24 protein-coding genes are annotated in these 26,350 nt (G+C 59.7%); 20 read left to right on the top strand and 4 right to left on the bottom strand.

Annotated elements, in window-relative coordinates; genetic code table 11:
• Nucleotides 1-284 precede the first annotated feature (284 nt).
• Both HBO41_RS23875 and HBO41_RS23870 read right to left on the bottom strand, forming a co-directional pair.
• Complete coding sequence (locus tag HBO41_RS23875) at nt 285-1,505, bottom strand: CaiB/BaiF CoA-transferase family protein (protein ID WP_099550152.1); 1,221 nt, start codon at nt 1,503-1,505, stop codon at nt 285-287.
• Nucleotides 1,506-1,517: 12 nt separating this feature from the next.
• A complete protein-coding gene (locus tag HBO41_RS23870; protein WP_003187423.1) occupies nt 1,518-2,699 on the bottom strand; it encodes an acyl-CoA dehydrogenase in 1,182 nt (393 codons plus the stop codon).
• 157 nt (nt 2,700-2,856) lie between these two features.
• Here HBO41_RS23870 and HBO41_RS23865 point away from each other — a divergent pair, with 157 nt between their 5' ends.
• The 20 genes from HBO41_RS23865 (at nt 2,857) to HBO41_RS23770 (ending at nt 23,467) form a co-directional block, all read left to right on the top strand.
• A complete protein-coding gene (locus HBO41_RS23865) occupies nt 2,857-3,756 on the top strand; it encodes a LysR family transcriptional regulator (protein ID WP_169987976.1) in 900 nt (299 codons plus the stop codon).
• A gap of 452 nt (nt 3,757-4,208) precedes the next feature.
• The gene (locus HBO41_RS23860) at nt 4,209-5,330 is read left to right on the top strand and encodes a Re/Si-specific NAD(P)(+) transhydrogenase subunit alpha (protein WP_099550154.1); all 1,122 of its coding nucleotides are present in this window, start codon (nt 4,209-4,211) and stop codon (nt 5,328-5,330) included.
• A gap of 15 nt (nt 5,331-5,345) precedes the next feature.
• Nucleotides 5,346-5,666: an NAD(P) transhydrogenase subunit alpha gene (locus tag HBO41_RS23855; RefSeq protein WP_003220416.1), complete on the top strand. Its 321-nt coding sequence runs from the start codon at nt 5,346-5,348 to the stop codon at nt 5,664-5,666.
• On the top strand, nt 5,666-7,102 hold the full coding sequence (locus HBO41_RS23850; protein ID WP_017139062.1) for an NAD(P)(+) transhydrogenase (Re/Si-specific) subunit beta: 1,437 nt from the start codon (nt 5,666-5,668) through the stop codon (nt 7,100-7,102). Before HBO41_RS23855 ends, HBO41_RS23850 begins: the two co-directional genes overlap by 1 nt.
• A 235-nt stretch (nt 7,103-7,337) precedes the next feature.
• Nucleotides 7,338-8,831: an acetyl-CoA hydrolase/transferase family protein gene (locus HBO41_RS23845; protein ID WP_017139063.1), complete on the top strand. Its 1,494-nt coding sequence runs from the start codon at nt 7,338-7,340 to the stop codon at nt 8,829-8,831.
• Between the two features lie 318 nt (nt 8,832-9,149).
• Nucleotides 9,150-9,365, top strand: coding sequence for a DUF1127 domain-containing protein (locus HBO41_RS23840; RefSeq protein ID WP_048721398.1), 216 nt, complete (start codon nt 9,150-9,152; stop codon nt 9,363-9,365).
• A 263-nt stretch (nt 9,366-9,628) separates the two neighbouring features.
• Entirely contained in the window at nt 9,629-9,814 is a 186-nt protein-coding gene (locus HBO41_RS23835) for a DUF1127 domain-containing protein (protein WP_017139065.1), read from the top strand.
• 159 nt (nt 9,815-9,973) lie between these two features.
• Nucleotides 9,974-10,294, top strand: a complete 321-nt coding sequence (locus tag HBO41_RS23830; protein WP_017139066.1) for a DUF2388 domain-containing protein — start codon at nt 9,974-9,976, stop codon at nt 10,292-10,294.
• A gap of 107 nt (nt 10,295-10,401) precedes the next feature.
• On the top strand, nt 10,402-10,710 hold the full coding sequence (locus tag HBO41_RS23825) for a DUF2388 domain-containing protein (protein WP_017139067.1): 309 nt from the start codon (nt 10,402-10,404) through the stop codon (nt 10,708-10,710).
• Between the two features lie 39 nt (nt 10,711-10,749).
• A complete protein-coding gene (locus tag HBO41_RS23820; RefSeq protein WP_060756468.1) occupies nt 10,750-11,070 on the top strand; it encodes a DUF2388 domain-containing protein in 321 nt (106 codons plus the stop codon).
• A complete protein-coding gene (locus tag HBO41_RS23815; RefSeq protein ID WP_017139069.1) occupies nt 11,067-13,028 on the top strand; it encodes a DUF4105 domain-containing protein in 1,962 nt (653 codons plus the stop codon). Before HBO41_RS23820 ends, HBO41_RS23815 begins: the two co-directional genes overlap by 4 nt.
• A 256-nt stretch (nt 13,029-13,284) precedes the next feature.
• On the top strand, nt 13,285-14,592 hold the full coding sequence (locus HBO41_RS23810; RefSeq protein WP_017139070.1) for a CitMHS family transporter: 1,308 nt from the start codon (nt 13,285-13,287) through the stop codon (nt 14,590-14,592).
• 65 nt (nt 14,593-14,657) lie between these two features.
• Nucleotides 14,658-15,425 carry a TerC family protein gene (locus HBO41_RS23805; RefSeq protein WP_017139071.1) on the top strand — a complete coding sequence of 256 codons (768 nt, stop codon included), beginning with the start codon at nt 14,658-14,660 and terminating at the stop codon, nt 15,423-15,425.
• 289 nt (nt 15,426-15,714) lie between these two features.
• Nucleotides 15,715-17,373: a Na/Pi cotransporter family protein gene (locus HBO41_RS23800; RefSeq protein ID WP_017139072.1), complete on the top strand. Its 1,659-nt coding sequence runs from the start codon at nt 15,715-15,717 to the stop codon at nt 17,371-17,373.
• A gap of 58 nt (nt 17,374-17,431) precedes the next feature.
• Nucleotides 17,432-18,814, top strand: coding sequence for a pitrilysin family protein (locus HBO41_RS23795; protein WP_169987974.1), 1,383 nt, complete (start codon nt 17,432-17,434; stop codon nt 18,812-18,814).
• A gap of 70 nt (nt 18,815-18,884) precedes the next feature.
• Complete coding sequence (locus HBO41_RS23790) at nt 18,885-19,916, top strand: DUF5924 family protein (RefSeq protein WP_017139074.1); 1,032 nt, start codon at nt 18,885-18,887, stop codon at nt 19,914-19,916.
• Nucleotides 19,917-19,970: 54 nt separating this feature from the next.
• Nucleotides 19,971-21,119, top strand: coding sequence for an ABC transporter permease (locus tag HBO41_RS23785; RefSeq protein ID WP_017139075.1), 1,149 nt, complete (start codon nt 19,971-19,973; stop codon nt 21,117-21,119).
• Nucleotides 21,116-21,919, top strand: coding sequence for an ABC transporter ATP-binding protein (locus tag HBO41_RS23780; RefSeq protein WP_017139076.1), 804 nt, complete (start codon nt 21,116-21,118; stop codon nt 21,917-21,919). The genes HBO41_RS23785 and HBO41_RS23780 overlap by 4 nt, the downstream gene beginning before the upstream one ends.
• A 1-nt stretch (nt 21,920) precedes the next feature.
• Nucleotides 21,921-22,859, top strand: coding sequence for an MlaD family protein (locus tag HBO41_RS23775; protein ID WP_056861024.1), 939 nt, complete (start codon nt 21,921-21,923; stop codon nt 22,857-22,859).
• A complete protein-coding gene (locus HBO41_RS23770) occupies nt 22,856-23,467 on the top strand; it encodes an ABC-type transport auxiliary lipoprotein family protein (RefSeq protein WP_099550158.1) in 612 nt (203 codons plus the stop codon). The genes HBO41_RS23775 and HBO41_RS23770 overlap by 4 nt, the downstream gene beginning before the upstream one ends.
• Before the next feature lie 92 nt (nt 23,468-23,559).
• Here HBO41_RS23770 and HBO41_RS23765 read toward each other — a convergent pair whose 3' ends face one another.
• Together HBO41_RS23765 and gltP are read right to left on the bottom strand one after the other, a co-directional pair.
• Entirely contained in the window at nt 23,560-24,789 is a 1,230-nt protein-coding gene (locus tag HBO41_RS23765; protein ID WP_017139079.1) for a nucleoside recognition domain-containing protein, read from the bottom strand.
• 98 nt (nt 24,790-24,887) lie between these two features.
• Entirely contained in the window at nt 24,888-26,219 is a 1,332-nt protein-coding gene (gene gltP, locus HBO41_RS23760) for a glutamate/aspartate:proton symporter GltP (RefSeq protein ID WP_017139080.1), read from the bottom strand.
• Nucleotides 26,220-26,350 lie beyond the last annotated feature (131 nt).

Genomic DNA, 26,350 nt, shown 5'->3' with positions numbered 1-26,350 from the left:
GTTAGCGGGAGGCGAATTCTACAGCGTTACACGCTGCTGTCAACACCTCTTTTTCAACTTCCTTTTGGCTTCGATGAACTGAAGCAACTTGCTGCCGAAAACTTCGTAACTCGTTGTTTACCAAGGAGTTTTCCGTTTCGACTGCGCCGGAAGTGGGGCGAATTATAGACTTCTAGAATCTGCCGTCAACACTTAATTTAGCGCCTCTATCAATAAGTCAGAATTGATCAAAAAACAACCAGACCAACGCTCTTTGATCAAACTACTTATATAGAAGAGCAGCTTCAGATAACGCCCGCAGCCTTCAGCGCAGCCACATTCGCCGAATCCAGACCCAACACCCCCTGCAGCACCTGCACCGTATGCTCGCCCAATAGAGGAGGCGCATTACGATATTCCACCGGTGTCTTGGACAACCGCATCGGACTGGCGACCTGAGGCACCATCCCCGCCAATGCATGCGGCAACGCCATCGCCAACCCACGCGCCTTGACCTGCGGGTCGGCAAACACCTGCGCCAGATCATTGATCGGCCCACACGGCACGCCTACTTGCTCCAACTGCGACACCCACTCAGCCGTCGTCTTGAACACTGTGGCCTGGCGAATCAGCGGAATCAGCTCCGCACGGTTAGCCACCCGCACCTTGTTAGTCGCGAAGCGCGGATCATCCGCCCACTGCGGCTGCCCGGCCACCTCAGCAAACTTGCGAAACTGTCCGTCATTACCCACCGTCAGAATGAAGTCGCCATCAGCCGTGGGAAAGTCCTGGTAAGGCACAATATTGGGGTGAGCATTGCCCAGGCGCTTGGGCGCGATACCCGTCGTCAGGTAATTCATCGCCTGATTGGCCAGGCACGCCACCTGCACATCCAGCAACGCCATGTCGATATGCTGCCCACCGCCGTCATGATCCCGATGAGCCAGCGCCGCCAGGATCGCCACGGTCGAGTACAGCCCCGTCAGGATATCCGTCAACGCCACGCCCACCTTTACCGGCCCAGCTCCCTCATCACCCTCGGGCCGACCGGTCAGGCTCATAAGCCCACCCAGCCCCTGGATCATAAAGTCGTAGCCTGCACGCGTCGCATAAGGCCCCGTCTGGCCGAAGCCTGTGATCGAGCAATAGATCAACTCTGGATTGATTTCCTTGAGCGATTCATAGTCCAGCCCATACGCCGCCAGACCACCCACCTTGAAGTTCTCGATCAGGATATCGGACTTGGCCGCCAGGTCGCGCACCAACTTCTGCCCCTCCGGGCGCGTGAAGTCGATGGTCACCGACTCCTTGTTACGGTTGGCCGACAGGTAATACGCCGCCTCACTGGTGTTCTCGCCATAGGCGTCTTTAAGGAAGGGCGGCCCCCATGCCCGCGTATCATCGCCACTGCCCGGCCGCTCAACCTTGATCACCTCGGCCCCAAGGTCTGCAAGGATCTGCCCGGACCACGGGCCGGCCAGCACTCGTGACAAATCCAATACCCGCAGATGTGAAAGCGCCCCCATGCCGTTCTCCTATTAATAGAACGCTTGAAGACCGGTCTGCGCGCGCCCAAGAATCAAGGCGTGCACGTCATGGGTGCCCTCATAGGTATTGACCACCTCCAGGTTGACCAGGTGACGCGCCACCCCGAACTCATCCGAAATACCGTTGCCGCCCAACATGTCCCGCGCCATGCGCGCGATATCCAGGGACTTGCCACACGAGTTGCGCTTCATGATCGACGTGATCTCAACCGCCGCCGTCCCTTCATCCTTCATGCGCCCCAAACGCAGGCAGCCTTGCAAGGCCAGGGTGATTTCGGTCTGCATATCTGCCAGCTTCTTCTGGATCAGTTGGGTAGCCGCCAAGGGCCGCCCAAACTGCTGACGGTCCAGGGTGTACTGACGAGCGGTATGCCAGCAAAACTCGGCAGCCCCCAGCGCCCCCCAGGAAATGCCATAGCGTGCCGAGTTAAGACAAGTGAAAGGCCCCTTCAGGCCGCGCACATCCGGGAAGATGTTCTCCTCGGGTACAAACACGTTATCCATGACGATCTCACCGGTAATCGAAGCCCGCAGGCCGACCTTGCCGTGAATCGCCGGAGCGCTCAGCCCCTTCCACCCCTTCTCCAAGACAAAACCACGGATATCACCCGCATCGTCCTTACCCCACACCACAAACACATCGGCGATCGGGCTGTTGGTGATCCACATCTTGGCGCCGGTCAGGCTGTAGCCGCCATCGACCTTACGTGCACGGGTAATCATCGCACCCGGGTCAGAACCGTGGTTAGGCTCGGTCAGGCCGAAACAGCCGATCCACTCGCCCGATGCCAGCTTTGGCAGGTACTTCTGCTTTTGCGCCTCGGTGCCAAATTCGTTGATCGGCACCATCACCAATGACGACTGCACACTCATCATTGAGCGATAACCGGAGTCGACACGCTCCACCTCACGGGCAATCAGCCCGTAGCTCACGTAGTTCAGGCCACTGCCGCCGTACTGCTCAGGGATCATCGCGCCCAGCAGGCCGGTTTCACCCATCTCGCGAAAAATCGCAGGGTCGGTCTTTTCATGGCGAAAGGCTTCGAGCACACGCGGCGCCAGCTTGTCCTGGGCGAATTGCTCAGCACTGTCGCGCACCATGCGCTCTTCTTCGGTGAGCTGTTGATCCAGCAACAGCGGATCGATCCAGTTGAAGCTTGCCTTGCCAGCCATGAATAAGTCCTCGGGGAAGAAAACAGAAGTCGTGGATGCAGCCTAGGCCGAGCCACCGCAGAGGGCAAACGAGGTTTATGCATAGGGTTGTGCTAATTTCTCACTTCGTAATGAGCTAGAAGCGCACAAATGCGCTTTATGAGTGAGTACAACGTACATGCGCAGAAAAATTCCCAGCACCACCGCCCTGGTCAGCTTTGAAGCAGCGGCCCGCCACGAGAGCTTTACCAAGGCGGCGCACGAGCTTTCACTCACTCAAGGCGCCATCTGTCGACAGATCGCCAGTCTGGAGGAGTTTTTGAGTGTCGAGCTATTTCGACGCTCACGGCGGGGCGTCAAGCTGACGGAAGCGGGGCTGTCGTATAGCCGTCGCATTGCCATGCAACTGGACGCCGTAGAACGCGATACCTTGTCGGTCATGGGGCAGCAAGGTGCGAATGTCATCGAGCTGGCAGTGGTGCCAACGTTCGGCACCCAATGGCTGATCCCACGGCTTAAGGACTTCCAGCACCAACACCCGGAAGTCACGGTCAACCTCACCAACCGCACGCGCCCTTTTTTGTTTGCCGACACCGAGTTCGACGCCGCCATCTACTTTGGCGATGCCGATTGGTCGGGCACCGAATCCCACCGACTGATGGGCGAAAACCCCGTTCCCGTGTGCAGTCCGCGCTTACTGGGCAGCCGTGCCCACTTCAGCCCGGAAGAGATCGCCCAACTGCCACTGCTGCAACAAACCACTCGGCCATATGCCTGGCGCCAGTGGTTCAGCGCGCAACAACTGAACATACCTCGCGACATGACAGGCCCGCGTTACGAGCTATTCTCGATGTTGTCGCAGGCAGCCATGCATGACATGGGGATCGCGCTGATTCCGCCTTTCCTCATCCAGCGCGAGCTGGAGGAGAAGCATCTGGTGATCGCAAGCCTCGAAGCGCTGAGCAGCACAAAGGCTTACTACCTGATGATTCCCGAAAGAAAAGTCGAATCTGCGTCGCTGCACGCGTTTAGAGATTGGCTGATCGACCAGTCACAGCGCTATAACCCCAGCATTTAAAGGGTAAGGTTATTTTATTGACCTTGTAGTCAAGTAAATTAAGCGCCTACAGATGTAACTATATGTCGTGTTTTGGAAGACTGTACCTCTCAGCGTAAAAATGAGCTTAACGCCATGACTGACAAGGCTTGTAGCGACTATCAGCTGCCAATGCCCGACCATTCACGGCAAAGATAGGAAAACCGTCTACAACCCTCTAAAACCCTTTAAACACCTGTATTTAAAGAGGTTATTTTGCCATGTTGCGACAATCAGTCACAGGGTGACTTGTAGTTAATTTTTCGTCACCCGTCATAATCCCTTGAAGGCCGTAAAGTTCGCCTGCAAAATGCCGCGCCCCGCTGTCATTTCAGCGGGATCGTGCTGATCGGCCGCCCCAGCTGCGCCCCTCACGGTGCACTGGCCTTTTTACAAAAAGATCAAAAGCAAAAAGATCATGCAGGAGATTTGACGTGCACATTGGTGTTCCTCTCGAAACCCAGACCGGTGAAACGCGGGTGGCTGCCACCCCGGAAACCATCAAGAAGCTGATCGGCCAGGGCCATAAGGTCACTGTACAAAGCGGCGCAGGCATTACCGCCAGCATCGTCGACAGTGCCTATGAAACGGCAGGCGCAACCATTGGCAGCGCCAGCGACGCGTTTGGCGCCGAGCTGATTCTCAAGGTGGTTGCCCCCAGCGACAGCGAACTGACGCTGATCAAAAGCGGCACCGTGTTGGTGGGCATGCTCAACCCGTTCAGCAACGAAACCATCGCCAAGCTGGCAGAGCGAGGCATTACCGCCTTCGCGCTCGAAGCTGCGCCACGTACCTCGCGAGCCCAAAGCCTCGACGTGCTGTCGTCACAGGCCAACATTGCCGGCTATAAAGCCGTATTGCTGGCAGCCCATCACTACCCACGCTTCATGCCGATGCTGATGACTGCCGCCGGCACCGTCAAAGCCGCGCGCGTGCTGATCCTCGGCGCGGGTGTCGCAGGCCTGCAAGCCATCGCTACAGCGAAACGCCTGGGTGCCGTGATCGAAGCGTCTGACGTGCGCCCTGCCGTAAAAGAGCAGATCGAGTCCCTCGGCGCCAAGTTCGTCGACGTGCCCTACGAAACCGATGAGGAGCGTGAATGCGCGGTCGGTGTCGGCGGTTACGCGCGCCCGATGCCATCGAGCTGGATGCAGCGCCAGGCCCTGGCCGTGCATGAACGCGCCAAACAAGCGGACATCGTCATCACTACTGCGCTGATCCCGGGCCGCAAAGCCCCGACCTTGCTCAGTGCCGAAACCGTCGCACAAATGAAGCCGGGTTCGGTGGTCATCGACCTCGCCGCCGCCCAGGGTGGCAACTGCCCACTGACCGTCGCCGACCAAGTCGTGGTGGAAAACGGCGTGACCATTTGCGGCCCGACCAACCTGGCCGGTGCCGTCGCCGCCGATGCTTCTGCTTTATATGCGCGCAACCTGCTGGACTTCCTGAAGCTGGTCTTCACCAAGGAAGGGCAGTTTGAAATCAACCTCGAAGACGACATCGTCGCCGCGTGCCTGATGTGCCGCGACGGCCAAGTCATCCGCAAAAACGCCTAAGCAGGGATTCAGACGATGGAAGAGCTTATCTCCCCCGGTATCTACAACCTGATCATCTTTGTGCTGGCGATTTATGTCGGTTACCACGTGGTTTGGAACGTCACACCCGCGCTGCACACACCACTGATGGCGGTGACCAACGCGATCTCTGCGATCGTAATCGTCGGCGCCATGCTCGCCGCAGCCCTCACCGTGACACCACTGGGTAAAACCATGGGCACCCTGGCCGTGGCCTTGGCGGCGGTTAACGTATTCGGCGGGTTCCTGGTCACGCGCAGGATGCTGGAGATGTTCAAGAAGAAAGCCCCGAAAGCAAAAGAAGAGGCGCCAAAGTAATGAGCATGAATTTGGTTACGACGCTCTACTTGATCGCGTCGATCTGCTTTATCCAGGCCCTCAAAGGCCTGTCGCACCCAACCACATCGCGACGCGGCAACCTGTTCGGCATGCTCGGCATGGCGCTGGCGGTGCTGACGACTGTGGGCCTCATCTACAAGCTCGGCGCTGAGCTTGCAACAGCCGGTATCGGTTACGTGATCGTCGGCCTGCTGATCGGCGGCACCGCCGGTTCGATCATGGCCAAGCGCGTAGAAATGACCAAGATGCCAGAGCTGGTTGCCTTCATGCACAGCATGATCGGCCTGGCGGCGGTATTCATCGCGATTGCCGCCGTGGTCGAGCCGCAATCCTTGGGCATCGTCAAACACCTGGGCGACTCGATTCCTGCGGGCAACCGCCTGGAACTGTTCCTCGGCGCAGCCATTGGTGCAATTACCTTCTCCGGTTCGGTGATCGCATTCGGCAAACTCTCGGGCAAGTACAAGTTCCGCCTGTTCCAGGGCGCACCGGTACAGTTCGGTGGCCAGCACAAACTGAACCTGGTGCTCGGCCTGGCAACCCTGGGCCTGGGCCTGGCGTTCATGTTCACCGGCAACCTCACTGCGTTCGCGTTGATGCTGGCCCTGGCTTTCGTGCTGGGCGTGCTGATCATCATCCCGATCGGCGGCGCCGACATGCCGGTGGTTGTCTCGATGCTCAACAGCTACTCCGGTTGGGCAGCGGCGGGCATCGGCTTCTCGCTGAACAACTCGATGCTGATCATCGCCGGCTCCCTGGTGGGCTCCAGCGGCGCGATTCTGTCGTACATCATGTGCAAGGCAATGAACCGCTCCTTCTTTAATGTGCTGCTCGGTGGCTTCGGCAACACAGCAGATGCCGGCGCAGCGGCAGGCTCCAAAGAAGCGCGTCCGGTGAAATCCGGTTCGGCGGACGACGCCACGTTCCTGCTGACCAACGCCGACACCGTGATCATCGTTCCCGGCTACGGCCTGGCAGTCGCTCGGGCGCAACACGCCCTTAAAGAGCTGACCGAAAAGCTGACACACCGTGGCGTGACCGTGAAGTACGCGATCCACCCGGTAGCGGGCCGTATGCCTGGGCACATGAACGTGCTGCTGGCCGAGGCGGAAGTGCCTTACGACCAAGTGTTCGAGATGGAAGACATCAACTCCGAGTTCGGCCAGGCCGACGTGGTGCTGGTGTTGGGCGCCAACGACGTGGTCAACCCGGCCGCCAAGAACGACCCTAACTCACCGATTGCCGGTATGCCGATCCTTGAGGCATTCAAGGCCAAGACCATCATCGTCAACAAGCGCTCGATGGCCAGCGGCTACGCCGGTCTGGATAACGAGCTGTTCTACCTGGACAAGACCATGATGGTCTTCGGTGATGCCAAGAAAGTCATCGAAGATATGGTCAAAGCCGTCGAATAACACTGCGCCAGCGCAATACACGAAACCCTGGCCTCCAGTAGGCTGGGGTTTTTTTATTGTTCCCAAGCTCTGCGTGGGAATGCATCCGGGAATGCTCGGCGTTCCGCTTTGTACTCACGTGAAACCCGACCAAAGGCTCTAAATCGCTGCCTGGCATTCGACCATGGTAGCGGGCCGAATTTGTTTGAAATCACTACACTGCCCACCTTGCTTCCGTAGCCTGAGATAACAATTCATGTACCGTGATCGTATCCGCTTGCCTTCGTTGTTGAACAAGGTCATGAGCGCGGCAGATGCCGCCGCACTGATCGAGGACGGCATGACCGTCGGCATGAGCGGCTTCACCCGTGCCGGTGAAGCCAAGGCCGTCCCCCACGCCCTGGCCGAACGCGCCAAGACTTCGCCGCTGAAAATCACCCTGATGACCGGTGCCAGCCTGGGCAATGACTTGGACAAGCAACTGACCGAGGCCGGCGTTTTGTCGCGCCGCATGCCGTTTCAAGTCGACAGCACACTGCGCAAGGCGATCAACGCAGGCCAAGTGATGTTTATCGACCAGCACCTGTCGGAAACCGTCGAGCAACTGCGCAACAACCAGCTCAAGTTGCCGGACATCGCCGTGATCGAAGCCGTCGCGATCACCGAACAAGGACACATCGTGCCCACCACCTCCGTGGGCAACTCGGCCAGCTTTGCGATTTTCGCCAAACAAGTGATTGTCGAGATCAACCTGGCGCACAACCCGAACCTGGAAGGGCTGCACGACATCTATATCCCGACCTACCGGCCGACGCGCACGCCAATCCCACTGGTCAAGGTCGACGACCGCATCGGCAGTACCGCGATTCCGATCCCGCCGGAAAAAATCGTCGCCATCGTGATCACCAATCAGGCCGACTCCGCCTCAACCGTGACACCACCGGACGCCGACACCCAAGGCATCGCTAACCATCTGATCAACTTCCTCAAGCAGGAAGTCGACGCCGGGCGCATGACCAACAAGCTCGGCCCGCTGCAGGCCGGGATCGGCAACATCGCCAACGCGGTGATGTGCGGCCTGATCGAATCGCCATTCGAAGACCTGACCATGTATTCGGAAGTGTTGCAGGACTCGACCTTCGACCTGATCGACGCGGGCAAGCTGAGCTTTGCTTCGGGCAGCTCGATCACCTTGTCGGAGCGACGCAACGCTGACGTGTTCGGCAACCTGGAACACTACAAGGACAAGCTGGTACTGCGCCCTCAGGAAATCTCCAACCACCCTGAAGTGGTTCGGCGCCTGGGCATTATCGGTATCAACACTGCGCTTGAGTTCGACATCTACGGCAACGTCAACTCCACCCACGTCTGCGGCACGCGGATGATGAATGGGATTGGCGGCTCCGGAGACTTCGCGCGTAACGCGCACCTGGCGATTTTCGTCACCAAGTCGATTGCCAAGGGCGGCGCGATTTCCAGCGTGGTGCCGATGGTCAGCCATGTGGACCATACCGAGCATGACGTGGACATACTGGTGACCGAGGTTGGCCTCGCTGACCTGCGTGGCCTGGCGCCACGCGAGCGCGCACGGGTGATCATCGACAATTGCGTGCACCCGGCTTACCGCGATGCGCTGAACAGCTACTTCAACGCTGCCTGCGCGATCGGTGGGCATACTCCGCACATCCTGCGCGAAGCACTGAGTTGGCACATCAATCTGGAAGAAACCGGGCATATGCTCAAGGCTTGATTGATACAGATCCGAGCTGATGCAAACACAGTTTGTTCAGCTCGGTGACCACAGCCGTAAATTTTGAAAAAACTGTACTGCTGTACCGGTCATTTCCTACTGAATTCTCCTACGAACCCCACCGCAAATGCCAATTTCGCACCGATAAAGTGCAGACAGGTACAGTTGCCTCATTTCTGTACAGTACAGCCGCTATAAACAGTTAACTGGCCCCTCACAATACAGGTGAACTGTATCTAGAGAGTCTTGCGCCGGAGGAGGATCATTGGCATCAGTTAAACCACTACCTAATCCCGCCACAAGCGGAAGGATGTCATCATGGAACGTACACTCAGTTCCGATCTGTTCTTCGAAGAAAAAGCTGTAAACACCCAGGCTTCTATGCCTTTGCGCGTTCTCGCCAACCTGATGTTGTGGCAGCGCCGCATCTCCAGCCGCCACCAACTGGCTCGTCTGGATTCGCGTCTGCTGGCTGACGCCGGTATCAGCGAAGCTCAACGCTACGAAGAGCTGAGCAAGCCGTTCTGGCGCTAATTGGCGCCCGCTGGCCCTGACCCGCCGGGTCCACCGCCAGCACCCTGATTTAACAAAACAAAGCCCGCCCCGGGAAACCGGAGGCGGGCTTTGTTGTTTCCGGGTTTCAAACTTTACACGGCTAAAACAGACCCCATAGATAAGGACCAGTACAGTTTAAATAACATAACAATTAGACGGTACAATTTAACTTTGGTGTATCTGTATTGGTAAAAGCTGGCCGCCCAAGATGGTGTTCCAAGACCTCATGGAAGGCCGTCGTCATGAACACACAGACCTCGCGTTACAAACAGTTGATCATTCGAATGGCTTGCGCCCTGGGCAGATGGGCGCGGCAGGCCCATGAACGCCGCCAACTTGCACAACTTGACCCACGTGAATTAGCCGACGCCGGCATCAGCCAGGGCGACCGTACTGCCGAGCTGTCCAAACCTTTCTGGCGTGACTAGGCAGATAGAGGCTTTCCGAACGGATAAGCGGCAGCTTAAGATCCCGTTATTACGTGGCGAACCTTGTAGAACGGACGTCTGATGCTTAATCCGCAACAATGTCCGTTTCACAGTGGCCGCATCGCGCCGCTTTATTTGATCTTCTACAGGAGTTTTTCCATGTCCCGTCTTCGCCTGCTGAGTGCTGCCACCCTGTTGGCCCTGGCCGCCAACGCCAACGCGAGCAGCCTTATCGTGACCACCGACTCGATCGTCGGCGCCCTCAAAGCCACTTCCGATGCCAGCTCCGATGCCACGTCGTCCCTGCGTGACAACAAAGTCGTGCAAGCCGCCCGTGACGACGCTGCCAGCTTTGTTGCCAGCGAAGGCGCCATTCGTGGTGTGAAACTGGAAAGCGCCCTGGCCCAGATCCGCCAACAAGCCCCACAACTGAACACAGCGACCGACGCACAACTGGCCCAGGCGATTCTGGCCATCTGATGATCCGGTAAACGCCAGGGCGCGCCAGCCGCTACCAAATGTGTCAGCACTGGCTCTCGCCCGGGCGTTGCGCTAGCCTTGGCGCTCGCTTTCAGTTGTCGAGTCCCATGGCTTTTTCATACCGCCTGTTGATTGTTCCCGTGTTGTTTTCCGCCTGCTGGCCACCCTTGGCTTCGGCCTTTGATGTGTCCACCCAGAGCACCGTCATCAGTGCCTACGCCACCAGCAAGGTGACGTCAGCGCCCTTTGACAGAAAATTGATACTGGCCGCCCAGGATGACGCTGCCGCTTTTATCGCCACTGACGGCCAATGGCGGGGAGCTCGTCTGGAATCTGCGCTGGAGTATCTGCGCCGAACCCAGCCAAAACTTCATGTCAGCGACCTTGAACTGGCGCAGGCAATTCTCGTCCAATAATCATCGTATATTTCTATCTTTGTATTTCGGAGTCATTCCATGCGTAGCCCGCTGATCGCCGCCGCTCTGGGCCTGCTGTTGTTGGCCGATGTCGCCCACGCGCAAACCCTGAAAGCCACCAGTAACATCATCGTGCGTGCCTCGGCGCGCACCATTGATTTCACTTCGGACACCACCACTTCCATCCGCGACTCCAAAATCGTGCGCGAAGCCCACGATGACGCTGCCAGCTTCGTCGCCTCCAACGGCGAAATCCGCGGCGCACAATTGGAAGCAGCCTTCGATACCCTGCGCACCCGCGTACCGGAAGCCCGCGACGCCAGTGACCAGACCCTCGCCGAAGCTATCCTCGCTCTGTGAGGCGCCTGTTCGCCTGGCTACTGGCCGGGACTGTGCTGCTCTGTGCAGGCGCAGCCCAGGCCAGCCTGCAACTGCGGCTCAAGACCGATGGCTTGAGCCCGGCCGAACAGCAGGCCAGCCAGGCGTTGCTCGACGAAGCGATGCGCGCTCTGCCGCCGCGCTTTATCGAGCAGTTGGACCGGCGTATTGATGTCGGCTGGACCGACAAAATGCCTGAAAACGCCTATGGCCAGGCTTCTCTGGTGTCCGAACTGGACCTCAACAGCAACCTGCTCGCCAGCCTCACCGACGGCAGCGCCGCCACCCAGAAAACCAATCGCCCCCATGGCACTGTGCGCCGCGAAATGCTCGCCACCGTGCTGCATGAGCTGACCCACATCTATGACCGTGCGCGCTTGTGGTCCACAGACGAGCGCCGCCTGATCCAACGCTGTAGCCGCCAGAACAACATCACCGGCCTGATCGGCCTGCCCGATCAATGCCGTGGCCAGAACGACCGTCGTTTCACCCTGAGTGACGACCCGCGCCTGCTGGACATTGCCGGCTGGCCCCAATACGTGGGCCGTCGCGGCGAGCGCGAGCAACACAACCACCAGGTCGCCCGCAGCCCCGATATCTACGAAACCACCAGCCCGCTGGAGTTCGTGGCGGTCAATATGGAGTATTTCCTACTTGACCCGAGCTATGCCTGCCGTCGCCCCGCGCTGTTTCGCTATTACAAGGAACACTTCGGCTGGGCACCGCCCGAACAAGACACCTGCGCCAAGACCTACGCGTTCCTGAACGCCGGTAACGACTTCGCCAAAACGCCGTTGGGCCAGATCGACCCGGAGCGCGTGTATGAAATCGACTACTTGCTGGCCGAGGCCAACCAAAATCTGGTGAGCCGCTGGGGCCACAGCATGTTGCGCCTGGTGATCTGCGCACCCGGCCGCCCGCGTGGTCCGGATTGCCGATTGGACCTGGACCAGCACTTGGTGTTGTCTTACCGCGCTTTCGTCGGTGACGTACAGCTCTCGAGCTGGGATGGGCTGGTGGGCAAGTACCCGTCACGGCTGTTTGTGCTGCCGTTGGCCCAGGTGATCGACGAATACACCAAGACTGAACTGCGCGGCCTGGCCTCGGTGCCGCTCAAGCTCACCCGCCAAGAGATCAACGACACCGTCGAACATGCCGCCGAGATGCACTGGAGCTACGACGGCAATTACTTTTTTATCTCCAACAACTGCGCGGTGGAGAGCCTCAAGCTGCTACGCAGCGGCAGCGCCAACCCGCAACTGACCGGCCTGGACAACATCACCCCCAACGGCTTGCTCGAGGTGCTCAGTGCCCGCGGCCTGGCTGATACCAGTGTGCTAGACGACAAACGCGAAGCCTTGCGCCTGGGTTATCACTTCGACTCGTTCCGCGAGCGCTACCAGGCGATGTTCGACGTGCTGCGCAAACACCTGCCGATCAAGCAGACCCAAGTCGAAGACTGGCTCGCCCTCAGTGCCGCAGAACGCCGCCAGTGGTTCATCCAGGCCGACCTGCGCACCAGCGCCGCGCTGCTGCTGCTGGAACAAGCCAGCTATCGCAAACAACTGATGCTGGCCCAGGACGAAGTCAAGCAGCGCTACCTCAATGCCCGTGAGCTGAAAAACGGCGGCATGGAAAAAGCCAACAACACACTGCAACAGATCCTCGCCAACAGCGGTTTTCTAAGCCGCCCGGCGGAATTGCTCGACAGCGGCGGCTACGGCCTGCCGCAACCTTCGGAAGCCAAACGCCTGGAATCGGAAAGCGCCGAGCGCCAGAAGCAACTGCAATCGTTGACCGGCGATCTGGATAAAGAGGTGAGGGCGCTGCTGGACCCTTCACGCGCCGACGAGATTGCCGCCTGCGAAGCCAACCTCAAGCAGATGGGCGAGCACCTGCGCGCCTTGCACAAAGCCTCAGGCGGTTTGGAGCTGCCCTGAGTCACCTTAAAGAAAACTCCTACAAACCTTCCATCATCTGACTTACACAGCGAAAGCTGGCTGAAAGCTTCCCCGTCTAGGATCGCCCCCACTGCCGGCAACAGACCGGCTGTAAACAACAACAATGGTGATTCCTGATGTCCGCTACTACCCGCCTGTTCGCTCCAACTCCACTCGTACGCTACGTGCCTTTCGTACTGCGCTGACCCCAACCCGGTTCGCCATTCCCTAGCCGCGCTACGCCCGGAGTATTCCTATGCTGACTTTCCTTGGCTTCGCCATGGTCATCACGTTCATGTACCTGATCATGACCAAGCGCCTGTCCGCGCTGATTGCCTTGATCATTGTGCCAATCCTGTTCGCCCTGTTTGGTGGTTTTGCCCCCGAGATCGGCCCGATGATGCTTGCGGGCATCACCAAGCTTGCGCCGACCGGCGTAATGCTGATGTTCGCCATTCTCTACTTTGCCCTGATGATCGACTCCGGCCTGTTCGACCCGGCCGTGCGCAAGATCCTCAAGATGGTCAAGGGCGACCCGCTGAAAGTCTCGGTCGGCACCGCCGTACTGGCCCTGGTGGTGTCCCTGGACGGTGACGGCGCCACCACTTACATGATCTGCGTGGCCGCCATGCTGCCGCTGTACCAGCGCATCGGCATGAGCCCGCGGATCATGGCCGGCCTGATCATCCTCGCCGGCGGCGTGATGAACATGACGCCGTGGGGCGGCCCGACTGCCCGCGCCGCGAGTGCTTTGCATGTAGACCCGTCGGACATCTTCGTACCGATGATCCCGGCCATGGCTGTCGGCGTCGTGGCGATCCTGGTGATTGCCTATATGTACGGCAAACGCGAACGTGCCCGCCTGGGTGAACTGCACCTGCAGGGCGACGAGATCGATCACAGCGAGATCAGCGTGTCGCAATTCCCTGACGCCCGTCGCCCCAAGCTGATCTGGTTCAACGGCGCACTGACCTTCGCACTGATGTGCACCCTGATTGCCGGCCTGTTGCCGCTGCCAGTGCTGTTCATGGTGGCGTTCAGTATCGCGATGATCGTCAACTACCCGTGCCTGCAACAGCAGAAAGACCGCGTCGCCGCCCACGCCGGCAGCGTGCTGGCAGTCGTCGGGCTCATCTTCGCCGCGGGCATCTTCACCGGCATTCTGTCCGGTACCGGCATGGTTGATGCCATGTCCAAGAGCTTGCTGGCGGTTATCCCGGAAGCGCTGGGCCCGTACCTCGCAGTGATCACCGCGCTGGTAAGCATGCCGTTTACGTTCTTCATGTCCAACGACGCGTTCTACTACGGCGTACTGCCAGTACTCGCCGAAGCGGCCAGCCATTACGGTATCACCGCCGTGGAAATGGCCCGTGCGTCCATCGTTGGCCAACCCGTACATTTGCTTAGCCCGCTGGTACCATCGACTTACCTGCTGGTGGCCCTGGCCGGGATCGAATTTGGCGATCACCAACGCTTTACCCTCAAGTGGGCAGTGCTGGTGTGCCTGTGCATAATGTTCGCCGCTTTGCTGATGGGGATTTTTCCGCTGTTCAGCACTCTATAATCGTAACGACCTGACCGCGCGGCGCTGCAGCTTGCGCGGTTTCACATTTGCTCAAAGGAATACACATGGAATGGCTGACCAATCCGGAAATCTGGATTGCCTTCTTCACCCTGACGGCCCTCGAGATCGTCCTGGGCATCGATAACATCATCATGATTTCGATCCTGGTCAGCCGCATGCCCAAGCATATGCAGGCGCGCACCCGGATCTTCGGCCTGGCCCTGGCCATGGTCACGCGAATCCTGTTGCTGCTGTCGATCACCTGGGTCATGCAACTCACCGCCGACCTGTTCGTGGTCTTCGGCCAGGGCATCTCCGGTCGCGACCTGATCCTGTTCTTCGGTGGCCTGTTCCTGCTGTGGAAAAGCTCCCAAGAGATGTACCACGCCCTCGAAGGTGAAGACGAAACCCACGACGAGCCGGGCGGCAAGGGTGGCAAGTTCATCTACACCATCATCCAGATCGCGATCATCGACATCGTGTTCTCCCTGGACTCGGTGATCACTGCGGTCGGCATGGTTTCCCATGTGCCGGTCATGGTCGCTGCGATCGTGGTAGCCGTACTGGTGATGATGCTGGCTGCGGGCACCATCAGCGAATTCATCGACAAGCACCCGTCGCTGAAGATGCTGGCGCTGTCGTTCCTGCTGGTGGTGGGTACGGTGCTGATTGCCGAATCCTTCGACGTGCATGTGCCAAAAGGCTACGTCTACTTCGCCATGGCGTTCTCGCTGGCAGTAGAAGCGGTAAACATCAAGATGCGTACCGCTATCGCGAAAAAGAAGAAACAGCAGGATCCTGTGAAACTGCGCAAGGACATTCCGGGTCAATAAACCTGACCCGCTGCTGTTGATCGTTGTTGATCGTTCCCACGCTCCGCGTGGGAATGCCGCCTCAGGACGCTCCGCGTCCGCCCTCAAAGCGACGCAGAGCGTCACGGGATGCATTCCCACGCAGAGCGTGGGAACGATCTTCATGACAGTTTTGTTTCAATCCCCACTTTAGCTATGCGATGCTGGCGCAGAGCCCATTCGCCAACTACAGCTTAAGTACAAGACGTAGAACGGCACGCGGCAATTCTCATTTGCTCTTTCTGGAGCACACCCACACGGGGGGCCGAGCATGCTGACCTTGCTCAATCTGCTTTCCGCCGTGACCCTGCTTATCTGGGGCACGCACATCGTCCGTACCGGCATCTTGCGGGTCTACGGTTCCAACTTGCGCCAAGTCATCGGGCAGAACATGTCCAAGCGCTGGCTGGCGTTTATCGCCGGTATCCTGGTGACGGCCATGGTGCAGAGCAGCAACGCCACGGCGATGCTGGTGACGTCGTTTGTCGGCCAGGGCTTGATGGGCCTTATGCCGGCGCTGGCGACCATGCTCGGTGCCGACGTCGGCACGGCGTTGATGGCGCGGGTACTGACTTTCGACCTGTCCTGGCTGTCGCCACTGCTGATTTTTCTTGGGGTGATTTTCTTCCTCTCGCGTAAACAGACGCGGGCGGGGCAGATGGGCCGCGTCGGTATCGGCCTGGGCCTGATCATTCTGGCCCTGCAACTGATCGTCGAAGCCGCCGGGCCAATTACCCATGCCCAAGGCGTCAAAGTCATCTTCGCCTCGCTGACCGGCGACATTTTGCTGGATGCCCTGGTCGGCGCCCTGTTTGCGATGATTTCCTACTCCAGCCTGGCCGCCGTGCTGCTGACCGCCACCCTCGCCGGTGCCGGTGTGATCGGCTTGCACGTGGCCATCGGCCTGGTGATCGGCGCCAACATCGGCAGTGGTGTGCTGGCCTTCCTCAGCACCAACATGCAGAACGCTGCCGGCCGCCAGGTCGCACTGGGCAGCTTGTTGTACAAACTGATCGGCCTGTTGCTGATTATTCCGGTGCTCGACCCGCTCGTACGCTGGATGGATGGTTTGGACTACAGCGCCCAAGGCATGGTCATCACCTTCCATGTGCTCTACAACACCACGCGCTGCCTGATCCTGCTGCCCACCATCGGGCCAATGGCGCGCCTGTGCGCCTGGTTGCTGCCGGAACAACAGGAGACCAACGGCAAAGCCAGGCCACGTCACCTGGACCTGGCCTCGCTCGCCACCCCAAGCCTGGCACTGGCCAACGCCGCCCGCGAGACCCTGCGCCTGGGCGACCTGATCGACAACATGCTCACCGCCATGCTCGAAGTACTGCGTGGCAAGCAAACCGCCATTACCCAGGAAATGCGCAGCCTCAGCGATGACGTCGAGGCCCTCTACAGCGCGATCAAGCTTTACCTGGCGCAAATGCCCCGCGAAGACCTCAGTGAACAGGACAGCCGCCGCTGGGCCGAGATCATCGAGCTGTCGATCAACCTCAAGCTGGCCGGCGACCTGATCGAACGTATGCTGCGCAAAGTCCAGCAGCAGAAAACCTCACAGCGCCGACAGTTCTCCGAAGTCGGCCTGGAAGAACTCACCGGCCTGCACAGCCAGTTGATTGCCAACCTGCGCTTGGGCCTGTCGGTGTTTCTCAGCGCCGACCCCGAAAGCGCCCGCCAACTGCTGCGTGAAAAGCGCCGTTTCCGCGCCCAGGAGCGCCGCCTGGCCCACGCCCACGTCAGCCGTCTGCAGCGTAAAATCGTACAGAGCATGGAGACCAGTTCCCTGCACCTGGAGCTGATTGCCGACATGAAACGCCTGAACTCGTTGTTTTGCAGCAGTGCTTATGTAGTGTTGGAAACCTCAGACACCGGCGCACTCTCTGCCGAAGATATTGCCGACATCACTCATTCGCCCTGAACGTACGATGGCCCGTGAAGTCAGTTAACAATGGACCTCACCCGCCAGGAAGCTTGTTATGCGTCGCCTGTTACTTGCCTGCCTGCTCATGGGCTCGGCACACACCTTTGCCTTCGACCGCCTGCAAGTCGAAGGCTACAGCTTGCCCAACGGCCTGCAATTGCTGCTCAAGCCAGGCACCGAGCGTGGGCACGTGGCGATCCGCCTGGTGGTCGGCGTAGGCCTGGATGACTTTCCCTGCGACGAAAAAGAACTGCCGCACCTGCTCGAACACTTGCTGTTCAGCGGCATCGACGGCGGTGGTGAAGGCGACCTTGAGGACCGCATGCAAGCCCTCGGCGGCGAATGGAACGCCTACACCAGCAATGCCGATACCACCTTTGTGATCGAGGCACCCGCGCAAAACCAGCGCAAGGTGCTGGACCTGTTACTGGCGATCCTCACCCGCACCGAACTGACCGACGCGAACATCAATGCCGCCAAAAAAGTGGTCGAGCGCGAAGACGGCGGCCATTACTCGCACCTGCAACGCTTGCTCGACCGCCAGGACCTGGGTCACACCGCCAGCAACCAATTGGCCGTCGAACTGGGGCTCAAATGCGCCGAACGTGCCGAAGTCAGCCAACTGACCCGTGATCAATTGCAAACCCTGCGCACACATTGGTACGCGCCCAACAACATGACCCTGATTATCGTCGGCGACCTCGACAAACTGCTTCCGGCGTACCTGGAGCGCACTTACGGTCAACTTGATCCGGTCGAACCCACCGAGCACCGGCCGCTGCCGGAAATCCAGCACACCGCCGCCAGCCATCGCGACCTTATCCACGGCTGGGTTGGTGACAGCGCCAAACTGCACTGGCTGTTCCCCGAACCGGTTTTGGACGACCAACACGATGAAACCTACGATTTGCTCAAGGACTACCTCGACTGGGCGCTGTACCGTCAGCTGCGCCTCAAGCACGGTTTGTCCTACGGCCCATGGAGTGAGCGCGAAGTGCTCGGCGGCGTCGGCTTCCTCAGCCTGAATGCCGACCTTGAGCGCGACAAACTCCCTGAGGCTGAACAGGTGTTGCAGAACCTCACGGCACAACTGCTCAAGGACGGCCTCGACCCAGCGGTATTCGCCCGCCTGCAGCAAGCTGCCATCGCGCGCCAAGCCTGGGCGGTGCAGGGTAACAGCGCGCTAGCCGACTATTACTGGAGCGCTGCCGGCGACTATGCCGATGGCCATATCAGCGACCCGGCCAAGCGCATCAAGGCCGTCAACCTGGCGCAAACCAACCAGGCCATGCGCGAGGTGTTTAACCAGAAGGGCTACTGGCGCATCGAAAAACCCTTGCTGAGCTATGACGCCCTGAGCTGGATCGGTGCCGGTGTACTCGTGCTGATCGCCAGTGTGTTGATCGGCGTGCGCCTTTATCGCAAACGGATCACGTAATGAGGCACCGAACACAGGGCTAAGACGTTATTCTGTCTGGGATTTTTCCTACACCAATTGTGAATCGCCAATGCCAAATCTACCGCCCCTTATCCAGCGCATTATCGAACTGATCAAGCGCTATCCAGGGGTGATCGCACTCGGCGGTTTCATATCCGGTGTGTGCAGCTTCATCCTGGTGGACCGCCAGCAGGGCATGGCCAGCTGGATCGCGGTGATCATGCTGGTGAGCTGGCTGTGGCTGATGCTGGAAAACAGCTTTACCCAGCTGTTCGCCAAAGTCTTCAAGCGCGAAATCCCCGAGCCGCTGCTGCGCTACGCGACCCAGATGATCCACCAGGAAAGCCTGTTCTTCGTATTGCCGTTCTTTTTCGTCACCACCGCCTGGAACAGCGGCCAATCCGTATTCACCGGCCTGCTCGGCGCGGCGGCGCTGGTGTCGATCACCGACCCGCTGTACTACAAGTGGCTGGCACCCAAGCGCTCGCTGTTCCTGGCGCTGCACACCCTGACCTTGTTCGCGGCACTGCTCACCGCACTGCCCATCATCATGCACCTGACTACCGCCGAGAGTTACAAATTGGCGCTCGGCGTGGCCATGGCGCTGTCGATCCCGAGCCTGGCCGCGAGCCTGCCGCTGCGCAGCGTCAAAGGCTGGGCGATGCTGCTCGGGGTGACGGCCGCCATCGGCTGCGCCGGTTGGTTCCTGCGCAGTTGGGTGCCGCCGGCCACATTGTGGATGACCGAAGTGGCGATCAGCACCCAGTTGCAAGACCGCACACCGGGCGATGACCTCAAGGAAGTCACCGCCGCGCAACTGCGCAGCGGCGGGCTGTACGCTTACACCGCGATCAACGCGCCACGCGGGCTGGATGAGCGGATTTACCATGTGTGGAAATTCAACGGCCAAGAGGTCGACCGCATCGCCCTGGATATCCATGGCGGACGCAAGGAAGGCTATCGCGCCTGGACCCACAAGCAGAATTTCCCGGCCGACGCGGTCGGGCGCTGGCAGGTGCAGGTGTTGACGGAGGATGGGCAAGTCATCGGCGTGCTGCGTTTTAAAGTCACTGACCCAGCACAAACGGACAACCCAAAGTAGGCCGTATCGTGCTATTACGTAGCAATTGTGGATAGCCAAACAAGCTCGGAGCTTATGACCACTCGTACCACGGCCGGCGCAGCCCACCTCGACACCTCCAGCGTTCCCCCGTTGCTCAGGATTACGGGGGACTGGACGCTTGCCCACTACGCCAATCTTAAAAAGCTGAGCGACAAGCTCGACGGCCAATACGACGCCGGTGCACGCATCGACCTCAATGGCCTCGGCGCCCTGGATACCGCGGGTGCCTCGCTGCTGGTCGAGTTGCTGGGCCCGGAGCGCATCGAGCATTCCGCCGAGCAGACCGATTGCAGCTTGTCTACCGCCGACCGGGCACTGCTCAAAACCGTCTACCGCTCCCTGAACGATTTCTGCGTACCCGACAAAGAGCCGGAAGAAGCCGCCGGTATCCAAGTGCTGGCGCGTATCGGTCGAGCTGTCGACACGGTATGGCAGGACGGCATGAAACTGCTGGGCTTTATCGGCCTGATCCTCGAAACCTTCGCCCGTGGCGTTTTGCGCCCCAAGCGCTGGCGCATCACACCGATGGTTGCGCATATCGAACAAACCGGCCTCGACGCTGCGCCCATCGTCGCGTTGCTGACCTTTCTGGTGGGCGCCGTGGTGGCGTTCCTCGGCGCCACCGTGCTCAAAAGCTTCGGTGCGACGATTTTTACCGTGGACCTGGTGGCGTTTTCTTTCCTGCGAGAATTCGGCGTATTGCTTACCGCCATCCTGATCGCAGGCCGAACGGCCAGCGCCTTTACCGCGCAAATCGGCTCGATGAAGGCTAACGAAGAAATCGACGCGATCCGCACCCTGGGCCTGGACCCGATGGAACTGTTGGTGCTGCCACGGGTAATGGCGCTGCTGGTGTCGCTGCCGATGCTGACATTTTTGGCGATGCTCTCGGGGATTGTCGGCGGCGGCGTGGTGTGTGCCGTCGCCCTGGATATTTCACCGGCGATGTTTCTCTCGCTGCTGCAATCGGACATTGGCGTGCAGCACTTTTTGGTGGGGATGGTGAAAGCGCCGATTTTCGCCTTCCTGATCGCGGCGATTGGCTGCCTCGAAGGCTTCAAGGTCAGCGGCAGCGCCGAATCGGTCGGCGCGCACACCACCTCCAGCGTGGTGCAGTCTATTTTCGTGGTGATTGTGCTGGATGCAGTCGCCGCGATGTTCTTTATGGAGATGGGCTGGTGAGTCGTCTACACCGTGCGCCCACTGAGGCGGTGATCGAAGTGCGCGGTCTGTGCAATCGCTTTGGCAGCCAGAGCGTGCACGAGAACCTCGATCTGGATTTGTACAAAGGCGAGATCCTCGCGGTGGTCGGCGGCTCCGGCAGCGGCAAGTCGGTACTGCTTCGCAGCATCGTCGGCCTGCGGCGGCCCAGCGAAGGTGAGGTGCGGGTATTCGGCAAGAACCTGCCCAATTTGTCGGAACATGAACGCTCGCTGGTGGAACGGCGCTTTGGCGTGCTGTTCCAGAAGGGTGCGCTGTTTTCCTCGCTGACGGTCACCGAAAACGTCGCCCTGCCGTTGATCGAACACGCCGGCCTCAGCCGTCGCGACGCCGAACACTTGGCGGCAGTCAAGCTAGCCCTGGCGGGGCTGCCTTTGTCGGCGGCGGATAAATACCCGGCGTCACTGTCCGGCGGCATGATCAAGCGCGCGGCCCTGGCACGCGCCCTGGCCCTGGACCCGGACATTCTGTTCCTGGACGAACCCACCGCCGGCCTCGACCCGATTGGCGCGGCGCAATTCGACCAACTGATCCTCACCCTGCGCGATGCGCTGGGCTTGAGCGTGTTCCTGGTCACCCACGACCTCGACACGCTCTACACCATCACCGACCGTGTGGCGGTGCTGGCGCAGAAGAAAGTGCTGGTGGCCGATGCCATCGATGTCGTCTCGGAAACGGACGACGCCTGGATTCACGAATATTTCCACGGCCCCCGTGGCCGCGCGGCATTGGATGCCGCTCAATCGCTTAACGAGGTATGACATGGAAACCCGAGCCCATCATGTGATGATCGGTCTGTTCAGCGTGATCGTGGTGGTCGGCGCCATGCTGTTCGGCCTGTGGCTGGCCAAGTCCAGCGTCGATAGCGCCTTCCAGGACTACGAGGTGGTGTTCAACGAGGCGGTCAGCGGCCTGTCCCAGGGCAGTTCGGTGCAATACAGCGGGATCAAGGTGGGCGATGTCACCAGCCTGCGCCTGGACCCGAAAGACCCGCGCCGGGTACTGGCGCGCATCCGCCTGGCCGGGCAGACACCGATCAAGGAAGACACCCAGGCCAAGCTGGCACTGACCGGCATCACCGGCACCTCGATCATCCAGCTCAGCGGTGGTACGCCGCAAAGCCCGGAGCTCAAGGGCAAGGACGGCAACCTGCCGGAAATCATCGCCTCGCCGTCCCCCATTGCGCGCCTGCTCAATAACAGCAACGACCTGATGACCAGCATCAACCTGCTGCTGCACAACGCCAACCACATGTTCTCGCGGGAGAACGTCGAGCGCCTGAGCAACACCCTGGATAACCTGCAACAAACCACCGGCGCCATTGCCGACCAACGCGGTGATATCAAGGTGGTGATGCAACAGTTGATGCAGGTGAGCAAGCAGGCGAGCGCCGCGCTGGAGCAAACCACCACGTTGATGCGCAATGCCAACGGCTTGCTCAATGACCAAGGCAAGCAAGCCTTCGGCAGTGCCGAGCAGGCCATGAAGTCGCTGGAACAAAGCACCACGACCATCAACACCTTGCTGACCAACAACAAAGACTCGGTGAACAGCGGCATGCAGGGCCTCAACGAACTGGCACCGGCCGTGCGCGAACTGCGCGAAACCCTCGGTTCGCTGCGCGCCATCTCCCGCCGCCTCGAAGCCAACCCCAGCGGTTACCTGCTGGGCAGCGACAAGAACAAGGAGTTCACGCCATGAAGCGTGCTTACCAAATAATCGCCCCGCTGGCCTTGGTGCTGATCAGCGCCTGCTCGATCCTGCCCAAGCCGGATCCGTCTGACGTTTACCGCCTGGCGTCGGCGCCAACCAGCACCCAAGGCGCGCCGGTGAGCTGGTCGCTGCGGGTGTCCAAGCCGCAGAGCAGCGAGTTTCTCGACAGCCCGCGCATCGCCGTAGTGCCAAACGGCGACCTGATCAGCAGCTACGCGAACTCACGCTGGAGCGACCCGACGCCGGTGTTGCTGCGAAATCGGTTTATGGACGGTTTCCAGCGCGATGGGCGGGTGACGCTGCTGAGTACCGACGAGACCAACCTGCAGGCCGATTACGAGCTGGGCGGGCAGTTGCAGGCGTTTCAGAGTGAGTACCATGGCAGTGCGGTGGAGGTGGTGATCCGCCTGGATGCGCGTCTGGTGCGTGGCAGTGATCAGCGGATTATTGCCAGTCGGCGGTTTGAGGTGAAGCAGCCGGTCGGCGATACAAAAGTGCCCGCGGTAGTGGCGGCGTTTGGGCAGGCGGGGGATCAGTTGAATAAGCAGGTGGTGGATTGGGTGGTGCAGCAGGGCAATGCTGCTGCGAAACGCTGAGTGCCTCTTCGCAGGCAAGCCAGCTCCCACATTTGACGGTGTTCACAAATCAAAATGTGGGAGCTGGCTTGCCTGCGATAGCGATCTAAGCCTTAACCAAAAAACCAGTAGCACACCGAAATTGCCGCCACCACGCCGGCAAACTCCGCCAGCAACGCACATCCAACCGCATGCCGCGCGCGCTGGATGCCCACCGAACCAAAGTACACCGCCAACACATAAAAGGTGGTCTCGGTACTGCCCTGAATCGTCGCCGCGACCAACGCCGGGAAGCTGTCCACGCCCTTGGCCTGCATGGTCTCGATCAACAGCGCCCGCGCTGCGCTGCCGGAGAACGGCTTGACCATCGCCGTCGGCAATGCATCGACAAAGCGCGTGTCCATGCCCGTCCAGGCCACCACATGGCGAATCCCCTCCAGGCCAAAGTCCAACGCCCCGGAGGCGCGCAATACGCCCACTGCACAAAGCATCGCCACCAGATACGGCAGCAGGTTCTTGGCAACATCGAAGCCCTCTTTGGCACCTTCGACAAATGCCTCATACACCTTCACCTTGCGCAACGCACCGATCACCAGAAACAGCATGATCAAGCCAAACAGCGTCAGGTTGCCGAGGATCGACGACAGGCCCGCCAGCGCCGTGGCGGACAGTGTCGCCAGCAACGCCATAAAGCCGCCCAGCATCAGCGCGCCGGGAATCAGATACGCCAGCACCACCGGGTCCCACAAGCGCAGGCGCTGCATGACAGCCACCGACAACAGGCCCACCAGCGTTGAGGCGCTGGTGGCCAGCAGGATCGGCAGGAACACCAGCGTCGGGTCGGCGGCGCCTTGCTGGGCGCGGTACATGAAGATCGTCACCGGCAACAGCGTCAGCGAGGACGCGTTAAGCACCAGGAACAGAATCTGCGCGTTGCTCGCGGTGTTGGGGATGGGGTTGAGTTCCTGCAACGCCTTCATGGCTTTCAGGCCAATCGGTGTGGCGGCGTTGTCCAGGCCCAGGCCATTGGCGGCGAAGTTGAGGGTGATCAAGCCGATGGCCGGGTGGCCAGCGGGCACTTCCGGCATCAAACGGCGAAACAGCGGGCCGAGCGCCTTGGCCAGCCAATCGACGATGCCCGCTTTTTCGGCGATGCGCAAAAAGCCCAGCCATAAGGTCAGGGTGCCGAACAGCAGCACCATCACGTCCACCGACAGTTTGGCCATGGCGAAAATGCTTTCGACCATCGCCGCAAAAATCCCGGCATTACCGCCAACCAGCCATTGCGCCAGTGCTGACACCATTGCCACGACAAAGAAGCCAAGCCACAGGCCATTGAGCATCAGTTGAATCCCCCGAAAGATGGGGCGAATGATAGCGGGGCTGGCAGAAACGACAAACCCCGGAATTTTCCGGGGTTTGTTTCAAAGCAGCGGTGCGATCAGCCGCGGGTAGCTTGTGCGGTCGGTGCGGCTTCTTTGCTGCGCCAGTGCGGCAGCGAGTTCCAGTAGCGCTCGCCCTTGGCATCGTCGTACATGCCTTCCCAACGGGAGATGACCAGAACAGCCAGGGCGTTGCCGATCACATTAAGTGCGGTACGCGCCATGTCCATCACTCGGTCGACGCCGGCGATGAAGGCCAGGCCTTCCAGCGGAATGCCCACGCTGCCCAGGGTAGCCAGCAGCACCACGAAGGACACACCCGGCACGCCGGCGATACCTTTGGAGGTGACCATCAGGGTCAGCACCAGCATCAGTTGCTGGCCGATCGACAGGTCGATGCCATACAGCTGGGCGATAAAGATGGCCGCGATACTCTGGTACAGGGTCGAACCGTCAAGGTTGAACGAGTAGCCAGTTGGCACTACGAAGCTGCAGATGGCCTTCGGCGCACCGTAGGCTTCCATCTTCTCGATCACACGCGGCAACACGGTTTCGGAGCTGGCGGTGGAGTAGGCCAGTACCAACTCATCCTTGAAGATGCGCATCAGCTTGAGAATCGAGAAGCCGAACAGGCGGGCGATCAGGCCCAGTACCGCAAAGGCGAAGAACAGGATGGCGACGTAAACCAGGATCACCAGCTTGGCCAGCGGCAGCAAGGAGGCGAAACCGAAGTTGGCGACGGTTACCGCGATCAAGGCAAATACACCGATTGGGGCGTACTTCATGATCATGTGGGTCACTTTGAACATGCTCTCGGACACGCCCTGGAACATGGTCACCAGCGGTTCGCGCAGCTCAGGCTTGAGGCTCGACAAGCCCAGGCCGAACAGCACCGAGAAGAAGATGATCGGCAGCATGTCACCACGGGCAACGGCAGCGAAAATATTCGATGGGATCAGGTTGAGGATGGTTTCGATGAACGCATGCTCATGCTGCACTTCGGCGGCGGTGGCGGTGTATTTGGAAATGTCGACGGTACCCAGGGTACTCATGTCGATGCCGGCGCCCGGGTGGAACAGGTTGGCAAGCAACAGGCCGACCACAATGGCGATGGTGGTGACCACTTCGAAGTAAAGAATGGTTTTGACGCCGATCCGCCCCAGCTTCTTCGCATCCCCTACGCCGGCGATGCCAACAATCAGCGAGGAAATCACAATCGGGATCACGATCATCTTGATCAGGCGGATAAAGATATCGCCCGCTGGCTGCAACACATTGCTGATCCACCAGGCTTTTTCAGCACTGAAATGGTTGAGCACTGCACCGATTGCGATCCCCAGTACCAAACCGATGAGGATCTGCCAGGCGAGGCTTAGCTTTGCCTTCTTCATGTCATTACCCTTACTTCAAGTGGACTTAAGGCAAATGCGCCACTCGCAACGCTCGGAAGCGAAAAAGTGTGCGCATTTGCCTCCATGGAAGGTCACCGCAGCATGGCCGAAATGGCTTACTGGCAGGCGAA

Source organism: Pseudomonas sp. WS 5146, assembly GCF_012985495.1.
Lineage (GTDB): Bacteria > Pseudomonadota > Gammaproteobacteria > Pseudomonadales > Pseudomonadaceae > Aquipseudomonas > Aquipseudomonas edaphica.
Note: the sequence above shows the minus strand (reverse complement) of the source record. Positions and strands in the feature narration are given on the sequence as shown.